This window comes from Geobacter hydrogenophilus (assembly GCF_018501225.1).
Taxonomy (GTDB): Bacteria; Desulfobacterota; Desulfuromonadia; order Geobacterales; family Geobacteraceae; genus Geobacter; species Geobacter hydrogenophilus.
On the sequence record NZ_JAHCZI010000008.1, the window covers coordinates 109,152 to 126,442 of the forward strand.

The 17,291-nt window shown below is 60.4% G+C and carries 14 protein-coding genes; all 14 read left to right on the forward strand.

All coding sequences use genetic code 11. The features are described 5' to 3' along the window. Positions 1 to 74 precede the first annotated feature (74 nt). The 14 genes from KI811_RS13235 (at position 75) to KI811_RS13300 (ending at position 17,265) form a co-directional block, all read left to right on the forward strand. Positions 75 to 779, forward strand: a complete 705-nt coding sequence (locus tag KI811_RS13235; RefSeq protein ID WP_214186953.1) for a cytochrome c3 family protein — start codon at positions 75 to 77, stop codon at positions 777 to 779. A gap of 84 nt (positions 780 to 863) precedes the next feature. After that, entirely contained in the window at positions 864 to 3,122 is a 2,259-nt protein-coding gene (locus tag KI811_RS13240; RefSeq protein ID WP_214186954.1) for a hypothetical protein, read from the forward strand. Between the two features lie 28 nt (positions 3,123 to 3,150). Further along, complete coding sequence (locus KI811_RS13245) at positions 3,151 to 4,182, forward strand: glycosyltransferase (RefSeq protein ID WP_343213605.1); 1,032 nt, start codon at positions 3,151 to 3,153, stop codon at positions 4,180 to 4,182. Continuing rightward, on the forward strand, positions 4,182 to 5,681 hold the full coding sequence (locus KI811_RS13250) for a hypothetical protein (protein ID WP_214186955.1): 1,500 nt from the start codon (positions 4,182 to 4,184) through the stop codon (positions 5,679 to 5,681). Before KI811_RS13245 ends, KI811_RS13250 begins: the two co-directional genes overlap by 1 nt. Before the next feature lie 8 nt (positions 5,682 to 5,689). Beyond that, positions 5,690 to 6,640 (forward strand): glycosyltransferase family 2 protein, encoded by a 951-nt coding sequence (locus tag KI811_RS13255; RefSeq protein ID WP_214186956.1) that lies wholly within the window; start codon positions 5,690 to 5,692, stop codon positions 6,638 to 6,640. Between the two features lie 24 nt (positions 6,641 to 6,664). Further along, positions 6,665 to 7,834 (forward strand): glycosyltransferase family 4 protein, encoded by a 1,170-nt coding sequence (locus tag KI811_RS13260; RefSeq protein WP_214186981.1) that lies wholly within the window; start codon positions 6,665 to 6,667, stop codon positions 7,832 to 7,834. Between the two features lie 31 nt (positions 7,835 to 7,865). Beyond that, positions 7,866 to 9,200 carry a flippase gene (locus KI811_RS13265; RefSeq protein WP_214186957.1) on the forward strand — a complete coding sequence of 445 codons (1,335 nt, stop codon included), beginning with the start codon at positions 7,866 to 7,868 and terminating at the stop codon, positions 9,198 to 9,200. Between the two features lie 15 nt (positions 9,201 to 9,215). Beyond that, positions 9,216 to 9,998, forward strand: coding sequence for a class I SAM-dependent methyltransferase (locus tag KI811_RS13270; protein WP_214186958.1), 783 nt, complete (start codon positions 9,216 to 9,218; stop codon positions 9,996 to 9,998). 38 nt (positions 9,999 to 10,036) lie between these two features. Further along, the gene (locus KI811_RS13275; protein WP_214186959.1) at positions 10,037 to 11,029 is read left to right on the forward strand and encodes a class I SAM-dependent methyltransferase; all 993 of its coding nucleotides are present in this window, start codon (positions 10,037 to 10,039) and stop codon (positions 11,027 to 11,029) included. Between the two features lie 6 nt (positions 11,030 to 11,035). After that, positions 11,036 to 12,877, forward strand: coding sequence for an asparagine synthase (glutamine-hydrolyzing) (asnB, locus tag KI811_RS13280; protein WP_214186960.1), 1,842 nt, complete (start codon positions 11,036 to 11,038; stop codon positions 12,875 to 12,877). A 56-nt stretch (positions 12,878 to 12,933) separates the two neighbouring features. Then, the gene (locus tag KI811_RS13285) at positions 12,934 to 14,115 is read left to right on the forward strand and encodes a glycosyltransferase family 4 protein (RefSeq protein WP_214186961.1); all 1,182 of its coding nucleotides are present in this window, start codon (positions 12,934 to 12,936) and stop codon (positions 14,113 to 14,115) included. Continuing rightward, complete coding sequence (locus KI811_RS13290; protein ID WP_214186962.1) at positions 14,112 to 15,275, forward strand: glycosyltransferase family 4 protein; 1,164 nt, start codon at positions 14,112 to 14,114, stop codon at positions 15,273 to 15,275. Before KI811_RS13285 ends, KI811_RS13290 begins: the two co-directional genes overlap by 4 nt. After that, positions 15,263 to 16,072: a glycosyltransferase family 2 protein gene (locus tag KI811_RS13295; RefSeq protein WP_214186963.1), complete on the forward strand. Its 810-nt coding sequence runs from the start codon at positions 15,263 to 15,265 to the stop codon at positions 16,070 to 16,072. The genes KI811_RS13290 and KI811_RS13295 overlap by 13 nt, the downstream gene beginning before the upstream one ends. Further along, positions 16,072 to 17,265, forward strand: coding sequence for a glycosyltransferase family 4 protein (locus KI811_RS13300; protein ID WP_214186964.1), 1,194 nt, complete (start codon positions 16,072 to 16,074; stop codon positions 17,263 to 17,265). The genes KI811_RS13295 and KI811_RS13300 overlap by 1 nt, the downstream gene beginning before the upstream one ends. Positions 17,266 to 17,291: the final 26 nt, after the last annotated feature.

Below are 17,291 nucleotides of genomic sequence, written 5' to 3' on the forward strand. Positions count from 1 at the left end.
TTGTTGGACGAAACTTACTATCGACTTGCCGAATGAAGTAACTACACAGCACCCATACGGGAAAGGAGAAGACGATGAGAAGCAAAGCAAGGATAGGCTTGGCCATGGTTTTGGCCATGGCGATCGCGGGGGCGGCCTCGGCAGCCACCTCGATCAAGGACTCGAAGCACGACCTGAGCAGCGGCAGTGCTGCCACCGTCAAGGGTAACACCGACCAGATCTGCGTCTACTGTCATACCCCCCACAATGCCACGCAGAATATTCCGCTCTGGAACCGCAATAACCCGGTCGCCACAGGTTTTACCCTCTACTCTTCCGTGAGTATGCAGAACACCCCGGTGAAGAACGGCTTCACCACCGATTCCATCTCCCTCTTCTGCATGAGCTGTCACGACGGCAGCACCGCTCTGGGTGCCGCAGCGGTACACAACAACCCGGTTGACCAGCCCACGGGCATTACGGTTGCCGATGTTGCCGGGAGAACCAGCGCAGGGCATCTGGATGGTGCCAGCAAGTATAACCTCACCACGAACCTCGCCGATGACCACCCAGTCAACTTCCTGGTGACGAGCGGCGCCGACCCCAACATCGGTACGGTCACCGGCGCCACCATGAAGACCGGCTCGGTGACGAACGGTTTCCCGCTCTTCAAGTCGGGGCGTGGCGCCACGACCCTTGAGTGCGGCAGCTGCCACGCCGTCCACGACAACACCGATCCGCCGTTCCTTCGCACCACTATGGCGGGCAGCAAGCTCTGCCTCGGTTGCCACATCAAGTAAGCGGCTGCTAAGGATGGAGGGTGGACTCCGGTCCACCCTTTTTTTACGCTCTTTCAGCCTGGGCCGGCGCCCTTCAATGACCACATGAATCAGAGACGCTTTCACATAGGCCTTCTGGCGCTGTCACTCCTCCTCGCTGCGGCAGTCGGGGCACCAACTCCCGTTCAGGCGCAACTATCGGGCGAGGCGGAGTTGGGATACACGCGCTATGATGCCGAAGTGAACGGGGCAAAGGCCGTGGAGGGTAGTTCCTTCTATCATCGCTATTCGCTGATGTACGCAACGGGAGGGGAACTCTACAATGGCAGGGTCGGTCGCTACGATCTGTCCCTCGGCTATGAGTGGGGTTCTTTTGACACCAAGATCAAATCGCCGGCGAACGTCGTCATCCCTCCGGGCAGTGACAGCCGGTCCGCCAGTGCCGGCCATCTCCTGTACCGGGGCGAGGTGATCGTCGATCCTCAGGAACTTCCTCTCAGGCTGCGGGCCTACAGCTACGACATGAACCGGATCGCCCTCTATCAGGACCTGACGCTCCGGGGGGGGAGCAATATCATCGATTCACGCCTTGTCTCGGACCTCCGGGACGGGACCCGCATTACCAGCGGTGCTACGCTTCTTTTCGGTGTCAAGAGCGGTTTGACCAACGGCTACAACGCCATTTTCCGGCACATCCCCCTGGTCATGCTCGACTACAGGGACGATATCGTCCGTGACCTGAAGAGCCTCTCTCCCATTGATACGCGGATGCGCCGCCTGGCGTTCGTGAGCCTCAACAAGCGCGACAACTGGTTCCATTACCGTACCACCGATTTCATCGACAACATCAACCCGAACCAGTCGTTCAAGGAGACCCAGGTGCAACTGGGAACCATCGATCAGGCCCTGACCAGGCGCTGGATCGACCTCACCAACTGGCTGAAGATTTCCGCCGACGGCCAGTTCACCAAACACGACAGCGCCACGCCGGTCGATTCTTTCGAGGCCTACGACCTTAATGTCTTTGCCATTGCTACCCGCAGGGACTGGGATGCCCGCACCTTCTCCCGTTTTTCGCGCCTTGTGGACCGAACGGGGATAACCCTTGAGCGGATGATACCCGTTTATGGAAGAGGGGTCATCGGCGCCGACATTGAGTGGAAGGGAAGCCTCTACGCCAACGAGAAAAGGATTCGGGAACTCGGCGGCAATGTGGTCAACAATTCCGATTACAGCGGAGCGCTCCGCGCCGACATGCTCAGGCGCGCTCCCTTTACCCTGGGAGTATCGGCCAAGGCTGAAACCTCCACGAACTACGGATCGAAGCTCCTCTCCCTTGAGGGGGGAGTCGAAACGGCGAGCACAGCCCGGTTTTCGAGGGATTACAGCGTGGCGGGGAGTTACACGATCAAGTATTTCGATTCCCTCGACAACAACTCCGGAGGTGGGGGGTATCTGAACCAAAACCTTACCGGTCGGGTTGCCTATACCGCCTCCCCCACATTCCGGCTAGATGTGACCGAGGACCTTTCCTCCGCAAGCGGCAGCAACCCCAAGGACTTCAACAATAATACGATCACCATCAACAGCGGCTTCTATGGCGGCAATTCGGGCATCTCCGGATCGGGAACCTCTTTCCAGCGCCGTAACAACGACATTGACGAATATGTCCGCTCCGTAACGACGGTGAATAGTTCGTGGAGTCCCACTTCCCGCACCTCGATCAGCTTCTCCGTGAGCGAGGATATTCTGATGCAGTCACAGGGTGGAACCGACTATCTCACCACCTTCCGCAACTCCATCGACTACAACGTATCCACGTTCCTGGCGCGGTTACGAAACAGCTACAACATCAGGATGATTGACGGTCAGTCGCTGAACTATATGGAGAGCATCGGTACGGTCGAATATCGTCCAAACCGCCACCTTGAGGGGCTCCTTACGTATACCTACAGCGTGGGAGACATTGATGCGAATGCCAAGAGCGAGTTCATCGACCTGAGGCAGCGTCTCGGATATTCGATCTACGCAAGTTCAGGCATCAGCAGGAAACTGATGGAACTTTACGAGGAGTTCACCTATAATCGCACAAAAAATTTCGGGATACTGAACTCCGACGTCAATACCACCCGCCGCTTTACCCTTGGAGCCCGCTACTACCCTCTGCGCAGCCTGTTTCTGGGGGGAGACGCCCGTTTCTCGCTGATTGACCCGTCCGGTGTCACCGAGCAGTACTACACAGGGGTGGTTGGTCTTAATTTCCGCAAGTTCCAGGCGAATCTCGAATATTCCTATGGGCGGCGCAACGGTGATGACAATCGGATTGAAAAGCGGATTGCCGCCAACGTGAAAAAGCTGTTCTGACCGCGTCGCCTTATTACCTGACCAATGCATGGAGACCGGGTTAACCCCGGTTTTTTCTTTTGTCATCATGGACGATTCTCTTACCTTTACCATAATCATCCCGGTCAAGCCGGCCGGAGTCGTGCGCGCCCTCGAACGGCTCCGGCAAAGCGTCGACTACCCGGCGGAGCGCTTCGAGGTTCTGGTGGCCGAAGGGCGAAAACCGAGCCGCCAGCGCAACCTGGCTGCCGCCGAGGCCACGGGCGAAGTGCTCTACTTTCTGGATGACGACTCCCTGACCGAACCCGGATTCCTGCAGCGCGCCGCCCGGCACTTTGCCGACCCGTCCGTGGCGGTCGTGGGGGGGCCGTCCCTCACCCCCGGGACTAACACGCTCTTCCAACGGGCTGTTGGGATTGCCCTGGCGTCGCCGCTGGGGGGCGGCGGAGCCCGTAACCGTTATCGCGCGGCCGGCACGGCCCGGGCCACGAGCGAACGGGAACTGATCCTCTGCAATCTGGCGTTCCGGAAGGAAATTTTTGTAACCATGGGGGGGCTTGACGAGCGGCTCTATCCCAACGAGGAGAACGAACTCCTGGACCGCATCGCACAAGCGGGGTTGGGCCTTCGCCATGATCCGGAGTTGGCTGTGCAGAGAAGCCAGCGCCCGACCTTGCGGGCGTTCTTCCGCCAGTTCTGCGGGTATGGCCGGGGGCGGGGCGAACAAACGAGGATCGCCGGGGTGCGTTCGGTGGTCGATTTCCTGCCGACGCTCTTTCTCGCCTATCTTCTCCTGCTGCCGCTGCTTCCGTGGTGGCCGGCCCTGCTTCCCCTTTGCATCTACGGTGCTGTCGCCGCTGTATCTTCCCTGGCTGGCGCCGCCGGGAAACGGCTCTTTTCGGCCATCCCCTGGCTCATGGTCCTCTATCCGTCCCTCCATCTCTGCTATGGTTTCGGGTTCGCAAAGGGGCTGCTGTTTCCGCGCTTTGCCCAACAAGGGGGGGCGCCGGCCGACGTTTCGCTCCGCCGCGTGAAGGCGCTCGGCTTCCCCTGGGCCGAACATTTTCCGGAGGCCCGGTGATGAGTCTCATCAGCTCCCCCCGCAAGGGCATAGTGTTGCTCTTCCTGCTGCTGGTCACGTCCGCGGTTTTCGGGAATACGTTTGTCAATCAGTGGTCCTATGACGATCCCCCCGTCGTCCTGAAGAACCCTGACGCCCATTCTCTCAGCGGTTTTTTGGAGAATAAGCGGCTCGGCCGACCCATGAGGGAACTGACCTATATTCCCGACCACATCCTGTTCGGTGACAAGCCGGCAGGCTATCGGGTTCAGCAGCTGGCCTGGCATGGGGTGAACGGCTTCCTCCTGGTGCTCCTTTTTCACGCCTTCGGGGTCGAACTTCCCGTTGCCCTTCTCGGAGCGCTTTTCTTTCTGGTGCATCCCCTCCAGACTGAGTCGGTCGCCAGCATCGCCAACCGCAAGGAACTGCTGGCCCTCTTTTTCTCCCTTGGCTCCCTGCTCTGTTACGTGAAGAGTTTCACGTCCGTCGGGGCTCGACGCCTTCTGCTCCGCGTGGGGGCTCTCATCGCCTATGGCGGCGCACTCCTCTCCAACGAAACGACAGTGACGCTTCCCCTTGTGGCGGTCCTCTGGGAACTACTCCTGGTCGAGCGAGAAAAGCGGGTGCTGCTGCGAAAACCCCTTCTCGCGCTGGCGGTCTCCATTGTAGCCGGTGCAGTGTTCATCTACTTCTTCCGGTGGATATTCTCGGCAGACCAGCTGCTGACGGTCTATTCCAAAAACAGCTTCGGCGCTTCCCAAAGCTACATCCCCCTCTTCATGGGGGCCATGAAGGCCTTCGGGTTTTATCTCGGCAAGATCATCCTGCCGGCGGGCCTGGCACCCGAGTATACCTTCCAGCTCTCCGAAAGCCTCTGGCAACCGCAGGCGCTGCTGTCGCTTACGCTGCTGGCGGGAGCGGCAGCCTGTGCCGCATCGGTTCGCCGCAGTCTTCCCCTTGTTTCGCTGGGCATCGGATGGTTTATCGTTTTCTGGCTTCCGATATCCGACCTCGTTCCCGTTGGCTATCTTGCGGCAGACCGTTACATGTATCTTTGCCTTCCCGGCATCGGCCTTGTTCTGGCCGGGCTGCTGCAGCGGTGGCCGAAACGGCTGTTCGTGGCCGGAACATGCCTGGTCCTGGTTGTGTTTGCCGGGCTCACCGTGGTACAAAACGGATACTGGCGCAACGAGCACACCCTCTGGCGGCATGCAGTCACGGTAAATCCGGACTCCACGTGGGTGCAGGAGACGGTGGCCCTGAGCTATCTGCTGACCGGCGATTACGGGAGAGCGGTGGGGCATGCCGAGGAAGCGCTCCGGCTCAACCGCTTCAACACTAGGGCCTACGTGACGTTGGCCAAGGCCCAGGAGCGGCTCGGCAACCTGGCCGAGGCGGTGCGAAACTACGAGATGTTCGCCTCCTTCGGCGCCATGGAATATCCCGAGGAAGCCGCCCAGATTCGGCTGTATCTTCCCGCCCTCCGCGAGCGGTTTGCCGCGCAGAAGGGACTTCAGTGAGGTTTTTGGTGGACTTGAGCATTGTCGTACCGATCTACAACGAAGAAGAAAACATCCCCCATCTCCATGGCCGGGTAAGCGAAGCCATGGCCGGGGCAGGGGTCGACTACGAGTTGATCCTGGTGGACGACGGCTCCAGCGACGGTTCCTTCGTGCTCCTGCGGGAGATTGCGGAGAGGGACCCGCGGGTGAAGGTGATCCGCTTCCGCCGCAACTTCGGCCAGACAGCGGCCATGGCCGCCGGCTTCGACGCCGCCCGGGGAGAAGTTGTCGTCCCCATGGATGGCGACCTCCAGAACGACCCCGCCGACATCCCGATGCTCCTGGCGAAGATCGACGAAGGGTACGACGTGGTTTCCGGCTGGCGCAAGGATCGCCAGGACACCTTCATCAACCGCCGGCTCCCTTCCATTATCGCCAATGGGCTCATCTCACGCATGACCGGGGTCCATCTCCATGACTACGGCTGCACCCTCAAGGCCTACCGCAGGGAGGTTCTCGACGGGGTCAACCTCTACGGCGAGATGCACCGCTTCGTGCCGGCCCTGGCCTCCCAGGTGGGGGCGCGGGTGACGGAGCTGCCGGTCAGGCATCATCCGAGGCTCCACGGCATCAGCAAGTACGGCATCTCCCGCACCATGCGGGTGGTCCTCGACCTCATGACGGTGAAATTCCTCCTCTCGTACTCCACCAAGCCGATCCAGCTCTTCGGCAAGTGGGGGATCTACACCATCCTCGCCGGGGTCGCCAGCGGCAGCCTCACCCTCTACATGAAGTTCTTCGAGGGGATGAGCATGAACCGCAACCCGCTTTTGATTCTCACCGCGTTCCTCCTCTTCGGCGGGGTCCAGTTCATCTCCCTGGGGCTTCTGGGGGAGGTTAGCGCCCGGACCTATCACGAGTCCCAGGGAAAACCCATTTACGTGATTCGCGAAAAGATCAACCTGAGTGACGGGTAGAGGGGCGGCGCCGTGAAGGTTCTCATGGTGGCTCCCACGCCGTTTTTTGCCGACCGGGGGTGCCACGTCAGGATTTACGAGGAGGCCCGGGCGCTCATGGCCTGCGGGCACGAGGTCCGGATCGTCACCTACCACCTGGGGCGAGACATGGCCGGCATTGCCACGAACCGCACCGTCCGCATCCCCTGGTACGGGAAGCTCTCGGCCGGACCATCCTGGCACAAGCCCTACCTGGACATCCTCCTCTTCTTTACGGCACTGCGCGCCGCCCGGCGGATGCACCCGAACCTGATCCACGCCCATCTCCACGAAGGGGCCTTTCTCGGCGTCTTCCTGAAAAAGCTCCTGGGGATTCCCCTTCTCTTCGACTGCCAGGGGAGCCTCACGGGAGAGCTGGCCGACCACGGCTTTGCCCGGAAGGGGTCGCTCCTCTACCGCTTCTTCGCGGGGCTTGAGGGGTGGATCAACCGTAACGCCGATGCCATCGTCACCAGTTCCGGCGCCGGGCGGGACGATCTCGTGGGGAAATGGGGGGTCCCGGTCCGCAAGGTGACCGCCTTCATGGACGGGGTGGATACGGCGGTCTTTCGCCCCTATCCCCGGGACGAGGTCCGCCGCAGGCTCGGCATCGCGCCCCAGGTGCCGCTGGTGGTCTTTCTGGGGGTCCTGAACCGCTACCAGGGGATCGACCTTCTCCTTTCCGCCATGGTGATCCTCAAGGCAAAGGGGAGCCCGGTCCGGTTCCTGGTCATGGGCTTTCCGGACGAGGGGTACCGGGAGAAGGCCCGGGAGCTGGGCGTAGACGATATGGTGACCTTCACCGGCCGCATCGACTACGGCAAGGCGCCGGCCTATCTGTCGGCGGGGGATCTGGCCGTGTCGCCGAAGATTTCCCTCACCGAGGCCAACGGCAAGCTCTTCAACTACATCGCCTGCGGGCTTCCCACGGTGGTCTTCGATACCCCCATCAACCGGGAGATCCTTGGTGATGCCGGGGTGTACGCCCGGTTTGGCGATGCCACTGATCTGGCAGACAGGATTGAAGCCCTTGCCGCCGATGCCGCGGGGAGGGAGCGACTCGGACAGATGGGCCGCGAGCGCGCGATTGCGGATCATTCATGGCAGGCCAGGGGGAAGGAATTGTCCGAGATTTACCGGCGTCTTGTCAGGCTGGCCGGCAATCGCCAAAGGTGAGGATTGCCATGCAACTGCGCTTGGATACACGATGAACGACGGTTGGATCCGCTACCTGCCGGGATTTGTCAGGAAGCGCCTCGAAGGGCGGCACGTGCTGCTGGAGGCGATCGGCAACACTGGCTGGCTGTTCGCCGACCGGCTTCTCCGCATGGGAGTCGGCCTCATCGTGGGGGTGTGGATTGCCCGCTACCTGGGGCCGTCGCAGTACGGCATCCTCAACTACGCCGCATCGTTTGTTACGCTTTTCTCCGCGATCGCGCTCCTTGGGCTCGAAGCGATCATCGTGCGGGATCTCGTGCGGTACCCGGAGAGAGAGCGGGAGATTCTCGGAACGACCTTCTTCCTGCGTTTTGTTGCCGGAATAGTTTCCTACTTTATCGCCGTCGCTGCCATCTTCGTTATCCGCCCCGATGATCGGCTGACGCACCTCATGGTCGGGATAATCGGGTGGGTGCTGATCTTCGGCTCGTTCGATACGATCGACCTCTGGTTCCAGTCGCAGGTCCGTTCCAAGTATGTGGTCTACGCCAAGAACGCGGGTTTTCTGATCGCCGCCGGACTGCGCGTCGCATTCATTGTCGTGAAGGCGCCCATTATCGCCTTTGCCGTGGCCAATGCCGCGGAGATCGGGCTCGGAGCGGTCGGGCTGCTCATGGTCTACCGCAGGAGCGGCCAGCGGATAAGCCGGTGGAAGAACAGCTTCCCCCTTGCCCGGCGACTGTTTACCGAAAGCTGGCCGCTCCTTCTTTCCGGCATCGTGTTCATGGTTTACCTGCGGATCGACCAGGTGCTTCTCGGGCAGCTTGCCAATGACCGCGAGGTCGGCATCTATGCTGCCGCTGTCCGGGTTGCTGAGTTATGGTTCTTCATACCCACGGCGATTGTCTCATCGGTCTTCCCGAACATCGTCAGGACGAAGGAAAACGACGAGAATGAGTTCTACGCCCGGTTGCAGAAGCTTTACAACCTTCTCGCGTTCATCGGCTACGCGATTGCCATCCCCGGCAGCCTCCTCGCCGGGCTCATCATAAAGCTCCTCTTCGGCGCGCCCTATGCGGCTGCGACGCCGATGCTGGTACTGCTGCTCTGGAGCGACATCTTCGCCATTCTCGCCGTGGCCCGCAACGCCTACCTGCTGGCGATGAACTGGTCATGGGTGCTGTGGCTGATGGTATTGGCGGGGGCCGTTTCCAATGTTCTCTTGAATTACATGCTCATTCCCCACTACGGCGGGGTGGGTGCGGCTGTGGCGTCGCTCGTCTCTTACTGGATTGCCGCCCACGGAGCGTGCTACTTTTACAAGCCGCTCCGCAGGACCGCGAACATGCTGACGCGGGCGTTGATCTATCCGAGGTTTTGGTAACCCTGAAAGAGAGCTATGCCTGAACAGGATATAACGGGAAAATCGCACTGGGATAATGTGTACACCGACGCCCCGTCGGACTTCGGACGGGAATGGCAGCCCACTGGCTATGCGGATCTGTGTCTTGAACACATGTTGATGACGCATATCGAAAAAACGAGGCCCCGAACGATTCTGGAAGTGGGGTGCGGCAATTCGACGTGGCTGCCGTATCTGGCCAAAAGGACCAGCGCAAGAGTTGCGGGCATAGATTATTCCGAGCAGGGGTGCGAGCTTGCGAGAAACAATCTGGCCGCCTCCGGAGTCGATGGCGACATCATCTGCGGAGACATATTCCAGCTGAACTCTCAAGAAACGGGCACCTTTGATTTCGTCTATTCCCTGGGGCTTGTGGAGCACTTCGACAGTCTGGAGACGGTGATTGCAAGGCTCGGGCAGTTTGTTACGCCGGGGGGCGTCCTGCTTTCGGAAGTACCGAACCTCCTGTCCATCCATGGACTCATGGTGTATGCATATCAACCGGAACTTCTGGCGAAACACAAGATCGTCACCGTGAGACAACTTGTCGAGACCTACGAGAAACTGCAGTTTCACGCCATAGATTCCGGTGCCGTGGGCATCTTTTCGATGGGCATCGTGGCATGGGGAATCGAGCAGCGGTTTCCGAAGCTCGACCCGTTGATACTTCCCCTGGTGAGATTCGGCACCAAGGTTACGGACAGAATTTTGCGAAGGGGAGGATGCTATAGGGGGGTGCCATTATTCGCACCGTTTCTCTATGCAGTTGGCAAGAAGTGACGGAAAAACTTTGAATCACACTGTACTACGAGGGACATATGTTTCCTGAAGAATTGCTGGAATGCCATCCCCACAAAAAAACCCTTAAGAAGAACGATGAAGGGACAAAGTTTCTTTGTGAGTGTGGCTGTGAGTTTCCAATATTGAAGGATATACCGAGATTTGTACCGCTGGATAATTACGCGTCATCTTTTGGTTTGCAGTGGAACGAATATAGAAAGACTCAACTGGATTCCTTTACTGGCGTTCCCGTATCCAAGACACGTCTTGAAAGAATGATGGGTGGAAATCTTGCTGTCATCAAGGGGAAGACGGTGTTGGAGGCTGGGTGTGGCGCCGGGCGTTTTACGGAAGTCATGCTTGATGCCGGGGCAACGGTATGTGCGGTTGATTTGTCCACCGCCGTTGAAGCCAATTATGACAACTGCAGAAAACACGAGAATTACTTTGTCTGCCAGGCGAATATTCTCGATATGCCTCTGAAAGCGAGCCAGTTTGACATCGTTGTCTGTGTGGGGGTCATACAGCACACTCCAGATCCGGAACAGACGATCACGGTCCTCTGCTCCTATGTGAAGCCCGGGGGGATGCTGGTCATTGACCATTACACCCATGGGTATGGTTCAACCCTGCCGCGCAAAGTACTGAGATTTTTTCTGAAGAAGTCACCCAAGCAGTTTTCACTCAGGTTCTGCCAGAACCTTACTTCCTTCTTGTGGCCGCTCCATGTCCAGTTTCAGAAGTACAAAAAATTCACCGTTGTTAAGGCCTTGCGGAGGGTGTTTCTGTGGCTTTCTCCGGTCGTCGACCATCAGGACGGTTATCCGGAAATCGGCCCAGAATCCCTCAAGGTGTGGGCTGCCCTTGATACCCACGACACGCTGACCGATTACTACAAGCATCTCCGGAGCGCCGACGAGATCCGTTCCTGTCTTGCTTCGAACGGGATGGTTGACATCGTGACGGAGTACGCGGGGAACGGCGTCGAGGCCAGGGCGATGAAACCTGTGATGCCAAAAAGGGAACAATAACCGGCAATGTGCGGCATAGCGGGATGCATAGCCTTTGACGGCGCCGATGCCCATGAAGTCGTGGCGCGGATGGTTCCCCAACTTGCGCATCGGGGACCCGACGGCGAAGGGGTATGGTCGGAGGGCACTATCGCGATCGGGCACCGCCGCCTTTCGATCATCGACCTGGAAACCGGCAAACAGCCCATGTCGAACGAGGATGGCTCCGTCACCATAACCTACAACGGGGAGCTCTACAATTTCATGGAGCTCCGCCATGAACTGCTCCGGAAGGGGCATGCCTTTCGCACCAGCTCCGACACGGAAGTCATCATCCATGCGTACGAGGAGTGGGGCGATGCCTGCGTCGAGCGCTTCCGCGGGATGTTTTCCTTCGGGATCGTCGATACCAGGAACCGTCGTCTGTTCCTTGCCCGCGACCATCTCGGAATCAAGCCCCTCGTCTATTATTCCACCCGGGGACGCTTTGCGTTTGCTTCGGAAATTCAGGCGCTGAAGGCTGCCGCGGATAAGCCCCTGGAAATTGATCTCCAGAGCATCGACCAATACCTGTTGCTCCAGTACATCCCCGCGCCCGGGTCGGCGTATCGGCAGGTCAGGAAGCTTCTCCCGGGCCACCGGATGTCGGTCTCCTTCGACGGAATTATCCAGGAGCCGGAGGGATACTGGCGATTCGCGTTCTCGCCGGTTGCGGGGAAAACCGAGGAAGAGTGGGTCGAGGAGGTCGATGCGGCTCTCCGCGAGTCTGTCCGGGCGCACCTCGTCTCGGATGTTCCCTTTGGGGCGTTTCTTTCCGGCGGGGTCGATTCCAGCGCTGTCGTGGCTTACATGGCCCAGCTTCTCGATACGCCGGTCGAGACGTTCAGTATCGGCTTCGAGGAAGCGGAATTCAGCGAGCTGCCCTTTGCCGAGGCGGTCGCGAAGAGGTGGCGGACCAATCACCATGTGGAGATTGTGAAGCCGGATGCGCTGGCGATCCTGCCCGACCTGGTCCGGCACTACGGGGAGCCGTTCGGTGACAGTTCAGCAGTGCCGACTTACTACGTCTGCCGGATGGCGCGCCGTCACGTAACGATGGTCCTCTCCGGCGATGGCGGCGATGAGCTGTTTGCCGGGTACCAGTCCCACCTGGAATGGATCGCGTATCTGACCGGGACCGAGCCCTCGAAATCTCTCTGGAGGAGGGCGGTCTATCCGGTAGCGACGAGGCTTTTCCCCGAGCGGTATCCTCCGCGCTATCCCTATGGCCCTACTCTTCGGAACTGGCTCAGGTTCAACACGTATTTTTCTGCTCCGCTGCGCCAAAGGCTATGGAGAGGGGAACACCATCGGGAATTGACCCAACTCGACCGTTTCGAGAAGGCCTTCGAGAAGGGACGTGATTTTTCTCCTGTCAATAAGGCACAATATTGGGATATCAAGACATATCTGCCTTTTGATATATTAACAAAGGTCGACGTCGCCAGCATGATGAACAGCCTCGAAGTTCGAACGCCCATCATTGACGTGAAGGTTGCCGAGTTTGCCGCGCAAATACCCGAGACGTTCAACATCCGTCAGGTTGACGGAGTGTGGGCGGGGAAGCTGCTCCTGAAGAAGCTGATGGAAAAATACTATCCGCCCGAGTTTCTCCACCGCAGGAAAATGGGCTTTTCGGTCCCCCTTGCTAAATGGTTCACTACCGGCGAGAGTAGCCTTGCCCAGGTAGCCGATCGCCTTTTAGCAAGAAATTCGGAAATTTCAGAGTTTTTCGAACCCGCTACGGTTCGCCGTCTCGTCCGTTTCAACAGGTCAGAGGCATTGTGGCGGCTTCTCTTTCTTGAAGAGTGGTTATCGCAGAACAGGTAACGTCGCTGTCTCTATGAGATGGCTCTGGCTTCTCCCGGAAGGTGCATAGAGCAAGCATGCCCGATTTCGACGCTGTACAAGGGAAAAAAGTCCTCTTCGTCTTCGGCTGCCTCGACCTGGGCGGTTCCGAGCGGCAGGGGTTTCAGCTTGCCCGTCACCTGAAGGAGGCATGCGCCGCAGACGTTCATGTCGTGAGTCTCAGCGATACACCGGGGAGATTGGCGGAGATGTGCGAAGGGCACGGCATCCCCTGGCATGTGGCGCGGCTCCACTGGTCGGGCTTCTGGCCGCTCCGCCTGAGGGCGTTGTCCCGTTTTGCTGCTGAACTCGGAAAACTCGGCCCCGATATTCTGCTCCCGTACTATGCATTGCCGAACATTGCCTGCGGCCTTGTCTGGCAACGGGCCGGGGCGCGCCTTTGCGTCTGGAACCAGCGGGACGAAGGGCTTCTGCTGACGCGCACCGTCTGGCACCGGACCGCCGTGAGGCGAACGCCGCTGTTCATCGCCAACGCCGACGGCGGCAGGGATTTCCTCGCCAGGACGTACCAAATCGACCCGGACCGCGTGACCGTCATCCACAATGGCATCTCCCTGGCGCAACCGGTTCGCGGCAGGAACGAATGGCGGGAAAAACTGGGCATTGGCACGGATTGCCCCGTGGCCTGCATGGTTGCCAACCTGGGGCCCTACAAGGACCACGAAACGCTGCTGCTGGCGTGGAGGGCCGTCGTTGACCGCGTACCATCACGGGGAGAGCGGCCGGTTCTTCTCCTGGCGGGCAAGCCCGACAAGAGCGAGGAATCGCTGAAGGGGCTTGCCTCTCGGCTCGAACTGACCGATTCGGTCCGTTTCCTCGGCAAGGTTGACGATATCTCCGGCCTCCTGTCCGCCGCCGACCTCTGTGTCCACAGCTCGAAGACCGAAGGGTGCCCCAACGGAGTCCTCGAGGCCATGGCCGCCGGCCTCCCGGTTGTCGGTACCGATATCCCCGGCATCCGTGAGGCAGTAGGAAAGGCAGGAGATGGGTTTCTCTCGCCAGTGGGGGACCATCGGCAGATGGCCGACATCATCATCAGGCTTATGGGCGACAGGGCACTGCGCAGGCATGCGGGCGAAGCGCTGAAAAAGCGCATTGAGGAAGAGTTCAGCCTTGAACGGATGTGCACCCGCACGGTCCGTCTGCTGGGGGAGTCGTTGCGTCGGCCTCCGGTCGATTCGGGGGCGAGCGCCCTATGACGATCCTGGAAAAGATCGCTGGACGTATCGGTCTGATGACGGCAAGTCTCGTCCCGCTCCGCAACAGTTCGGGACTCTTTTTCTTCTTCCCTTTTTTTCATGTGGGGGGGGCGGAACGGGTTCACGCCGAGATTGTGGCCTGCTTCGCCGAAGAGCGGCCGTGGGTATTCTTTGCCAAGCGTTCGTGCAATGACGCCTTCCGATCCCTCTTTGCCCGGGGGGGGAGGCTCTTCAATCTCTGGTGGCTCCTGAAATACAGCTACCCTGTCAGCGCGGGGGTGCTGGCCGGCATCATCAACCGCCATGGGCACCCTGTGGTGTTCGGCTGCAACAGCCTCTTTTTCTACAAAATGATTCCCTTCCTGGAGCCCCATGTGCGCGTGGTGGATCTCATCCATGCCTTTGGCGGGGGGGCGGAGGAATTCAGCCGGCCGGTAGTGGGCCGCCTCGATGCGCGGGTGATCATAACCGGGGCAACCCGTGACGACATGGCTGCCCAGTACGAGCGTGACGGGATTCCCTTCGAGTTTCTCGAGCGGGTCGTCCTCATCGAGAACCAGGTGCCGATACCTTCAGCCTTTCCCCCCAAGGGTGAGGACGTTTGTCTCAGGGCGATTTTCGTCGGCAGGGGGAGCGAGGAAAAACGGGTGCGCCTGGTTGGCCGGATAGCTAGTGCCTGCAGGGCGCAGGGGCTTCCGGTGAGCGTTACGCTGGTGGGAGACGTGTCGGCCGGCCTCGACGATGCAGATCTGCCGAGTTGCCACCTGACGGGTGAGGTCACGGATGCCGAGGCCCTTGCCGCCATCTACGATCAGGCTGATCTGCTCCTGCTGACGTCGAGCCGCGAGGGATTTCCCCTGGTGGTGATGGAGGCCATGGCCCACGGCGTGGTACCGCTCTGCACCAGGGTGGGGGGGATTCCGGCCCATGTGCGCCATGGCGAGAACGGCATGCTTGTGGAGAGCGGTAGCGAGGAGCAGATAGTGAACGATTTCGTGGCGTGTATTGGGAGACTGTGCCGCGACACCGCGCTGCGTCAGCGGTTGGCGCGGGAAGCCTACGTCTGGGCTGCCGCCAATTTCGGTGCCGAGCGGTTTTGCCGCTCGTACCGTGCGCTGCTCCTTGGAGAGCGAGGGAGCGAGGCACCATGCCCACGGTAAGCGTCGTCATACCCTGCTACAATCAGGGACGCTATCTGGACGAGGCTGTGGACTCGGTCCTCGCCCAGACCTTCCGGGACTTCGAGATCATCGTCATTGACGACGGCTCCACAGACGAGGAGACCATCCGGCTCCTCTCCTCGTTCAGTCGCCCCGGAACCCGCGTGATCCGCACCCCGAACCAGGGACTTGCCGAGGCCCGCAACACCGGCATCCGCGAGGCCCGTGGAAAGTACATCCTCCCCCTCGACGCCGACGACCGGATCTCCCCTGGCTATCTGGAAAAGGCCGTGGCGGTTCTCGACGCCCGGCCCGCGGCGGGGATCGTCTATTGCCTCGCCGAGACCTTTGGCGCCCGGCAGGGGCTGTGGCCTGCGCCGGAATACTCCCTGAGACGGATGCTGCTCGGCAACATCATCTTCTGCTCTGCCCTTTTTCGACGGGAGGACTGGGAGGAGGTCGGGGGGTACAACCGGAACATGGCGGTCGGGTGGGAGGACTGGGACTTCTGGCTCTCCCTCATCGAGCGGGGGCGCGAGGTTTTCCGGATCCCTGAGGTTCTCTTCTTCTACCGGGTGAAGGAGGGTTCCATGGCCGCCTCCATGGATGCCGCGAAAAAGGCGGCCATGCACCTCCGGGTCATGGAAAATCATCCGCAACTCTTCGTCGCGAACGCCCTTCCGCTCCTCATGCTCTATTACCGGGTAACCGGATCACGCCCCTATCGCCTCCTGAAGGCGCTCAGGGTCCCGTATCTTGTCGGCCGCGTCATGGCGGGCGGGAAGGGGGAAAGATAATGAAGATCTCCTTTGTCGCCCCCTTCGGCATCCGCCCCAAGGGGACGGTCCTTGCCCGGATGGTTCCCCTGGCCGCGGCCCTCCAGGGACTCGGCCACCAGGTCACCATTGTCGCACCTCCCTACACGAACCCGGAAGACGCGGAAACGGTTGAGGTGGTACAGGGGGTGACGCTGCGTAACATCCGCCTTGGCCCGGGAGGGAAGGCGCTCTCCGCGCCGTTTCTGGCTGGCCGCCTTCTGCGGGTATCCCTTGAGGGGAAGCCCGACCTGGTTCACCTCTTCAAGCCGAAGGGGTATGGGGGACTCTCGGCCATGGCGCACCTGGGGCTGGCACGCCTCGGGATGAGGCTTCCCCCTCTCTTTGTCGATACCGATGACCGGGAAGGGCGGGGGGGGATGGAAACGCTCCATCAGTACTCACGGGGAGAGCGGCTTCTCTTCCGCCTCCAGGAGAAACGGCTCCTTTGCCATGCCGCTGGGGTAACCGTGGCGAGCCGGGCACTCCAGACCCTGGCCTGGGGGGAGGGGGTGGCGCCGGAACGGCTCCTGTATCTCCCCAACTGTGTCGACGACCTCCCCCCGGCAAGCGGAACCGCGGTGCGCGAGCGCTTCGGGATCGGGCCGCAGGAGCGGGTTCTCCTTCTCTACACCCGTTTTTTCGAGTTCAGCCAGGAGAAACTTTACTACCTCTTTACCGAGCTCTGCCATCGCGTGACCGGGGTGCGATTCCTGGTGGTGGGGCAGGGGCGGAACAATGAGGAGGAACAGCTCCAGGAGGCGGCGCGGAGAGAGGGCTTTGCCCGGGCGCTCGCCATGGTCGGCTGGGCGAAGCCGGAGGAGCTTCCCAGCCTCCTCGCCGCCGGCGATGTGGCCATCTACCCCTTTGCGGACACCCTGGTCAACCGGGCCAAGTGCCCGGCCAAGCTGACCGAGATCATCCGGGCCGGGGTACCGGTGGTGGCCGACCGGGTGGGGCAGATTCCCGAATACCTCGAACACGGCGAAGGGGGATGGCTCTGCGACCCTGACGACTGGCCCGCCATGGTGGCGCGGACTGCGGAACTTCTTCGGACCCCTGAGGCAGCCCGGCGCATGGGAGACGCCGGACGCGGACACCTCTTGAAGAAATTTGCCTGGAAGAGGTACGCCGCCCGCCTCGAACGGTTCTATGGCGAACTGATCGAGTCCTGACCGGCTCGACTTTTTTTGAATACGAG